Source organism: Vibrio atypicus, assembly GCF_009811315.1.
Classification (GTDB): domain Bacteria; phylum Pseudomonadota; class Gammaproteobacteria; order Enterobacterales; family Vibrionaceae; genus Vibrio; species Vibrio atypicus.
Map to the genome: position 1 here is coordinate 1 of NZ_BLID01000029.1, position 1048 is coordinate 1048.

1 protein-coding gene is annotated in these 1048 nt (G+C 47.4%); it reads left to right on the forward strand.

The window, feature by feature from the left end; translation table 11 throughout:
- Positions 1-79 precede the first annotated feature (79 nt).
- Entirely contained in the window at positions 80-994 is a 915-nt protein-coding gene (locus GVO60_RS22110; protein ID WP_023584788.1) for an IS5 family transposase, read from the forward strand.
- The last annotated feature ends 54 nt before the right edge of the window (positions 995-1048 follow it).

Here is a 1048-nt window from a genome sequence, read left to right on the forward strand (position 1 = left end):
GGCTTTGTTGCGTAATTCGATGGAACTAAATCAAGAAACTACGATCTGAGCGGCTACGCCCATCAATCGTCGTAGCCTCATGCCTAAACCTCGTTACAAAACAACTAACTGGAAGCAGTACAATAAATCCTTAATCAACCGTGGTTCTCTGACCTTTTGGATTGATGAGGAAGCGATAGCTGAGTGGAAGCAAAGCAAACAAGGCAAGCGTGGTAGACCTCGCCGATTCAGCGACTTAGCCATTACTACCGCACTGATGGTGAAACGCGTTTTCTCTATGCCCTTGAGAGCGCTGCAAGGTTTTCTAGACTCCGTATTTGAGCTGGCTAACATCCCGCTTGTTTGCCCGCACTACACCTGTATAAGCCGCCGAGCTAAGGAAGTTGAAGTTTCATTTAAAACCAGAGGAGCAATACAACATCTGGCCATTGATGCCACTGGCCTCAAGGTTTATGGCGAAGGTGAATGGAAGGTCAAGAAGCATGGAACTGATGGGAAGCGAAGAGTCTGGCGTAAGCTGCATATCGCGGTAGATACAAGCACCCACGAAATAGTCGCAGCAGAGCTGAGTTTATCTAACGTAACTGATGCCGAAGTGCTCCCCAACTTACTCAAGCAAACACGTCGTAAAATCATTGAGATATCAGGCGATGGCGCTTATGACACAAGGAATTGCCATGATGCCATACGGAGCAAGCGAGCTGTTCCGCTCATCCCGCCAAGAGAAGGAGCAGCCTTCTGGGAACAAGGGCATCCTCGTAACTTAGCGGTAGGTTGCCAGAAGCTCTACGGCTGCAACAAGAAGTGGAAAAAGCGGTATGGCTATCATAAGCGCTCTCTGTCAGAGACCGCAATGTACCGAGTAAAACAGTTGCTAGGTGGGAAATTAAGTCTAAGAAATTACAACGCTCAGGTTGGCGAGACTTACGCCATGATCAAAGCACTGAACAAACTTACAGGGCTTGGTATGCCTGAAACTCAGTATATTGTATAAAAGTCGCTCAACTTTAGGAGGTTTGGTTTCTCGTCTGAATTACGCAACAAAGCC

Bases quoted from the DNA above. Each gene is read 5' to 3' on its own strand.
- GVO60_RS22110 (WP_023584788.1), top strand. From the start codon at position 80: ATGCCTAAACCTCGTTACAAAACAACTAACTGGAAGCAGTACAATAAA.